Source organism: Vibrio sp. 811, assembly GCF_033339195.1.
Genome location: NZ_JAWOUB010000153.1, coordinates 1 through 960, shown reverse-complemented (window position 1 = coordinate 960; position 960 = coordinate 1). Strand labels below are relative to the sequence as shown.

The 960-nt window shown below is 43.6% G+C and carries 2 protein-coding genes; both read left to right on the top strand.

The genetic code is table 11. The features are described from left to right. Positions 1-73: 73 nt before the first annotated feature. Positions 74-442, top strand: coding sequence for a YacL family protein (locus tag R7Q46_RS25500; RefSeq protein ID WP_005494019.1), 369 nt, complete (start codon positions 74-76; stop codon positions 440-442). A 188-nt stretch (positions 443-630) separates the two neighbouring features. Further along, the coding region (locus R7Q46_RS25495; protein ID WP_318077984.1) for a P-II family nitrogen regulator at positions 631-960 on the top strand (330 nt) is incomplete at its 3' end.

The following is a 960-nucleotide window of genomic DNA, read 5'->3' as shown; positions in this document are numbered from 1 at the left end:
TCACTTGAGGTGCTTTTTTTATGGACGTAATTCGTTATACTCCGCACCAAATTGATACGAAAAGGCAACCTCGATGGAATTTGAATTCATCCGTAATACGTTGATGGGCGAGTACTACGTAAAATGCAGCATGGGGCATGAGATCGTAGGGCGTTGGTTACAAGAAGAAATCGGGAAAGATCCAGCGAAGATTGCTCAAGTAGAAGCCTTAATTGATAAGGCGTTTTCTCTTCCTTCTCAAGAGCATACTTTAACAGGCACTGAGATCAGCTTGATGATTCAAGGGGATGAAGTTCTGGTGCAGGAGAACGCCCTATCGCACGATTACGATGTAGAGATGGAAAGTGAGTTCGATTTCTATGATGCAGAGAGTACAGCAAGCTGCGGCATTGAAGACTTTGTTGCACTGATTGAGCAATGGAAAGACTTTTTGAACATTTAATGCACAGTTTTGGGTAATCCCATCGGGATTGCTTTATATTTGTGAAAAAGGCGCACCATATCGGTGCGCCTTTTTTGTTTATAAACCTGTAAATTACTATAAATACATTTAATTCAATAGCTTAAAAACTTGGCACGCAGATTGGATTATTAGAAGTGTTTCAGGATGAAAGCTTCGGAGAGAATTGCATGAAAATAATCAACGCCATTATTAAGCCGTTTAAGTTAGACGATGTTCGCGAGGCATTGGCTGATGTCGGTATCGAAGGGATGACAGTATCAGAGGTGAAAGGCTTTGGTCGCCAGAAGGGTCACACTGAGTTGTACCGCGGCGCGGAATACCAAGTGGACTTTCTACCGAAGGTCAAAATAGAAATTGCGACACATGCAGACAATGTTGATCGCGTCGTAGAGGCGATCACAAAAGCGGCGCAGACCGGAAAAATTGGCGACGGTAAGATTTTTGTGTACGACCTGAACCAAGCGGTGCGCATCCGTACGGGTGAAATGGACGCAGAA

Excerpts from the sequence above, each read along its gene's own strand:
- R7Q46_RS25500 (WP_005494019.1), top strand. The coding sequence starts at position 74 with ATGGAATTTGAATTCATCCGTAATACGTTGATGGGCGAGTACTACGTA.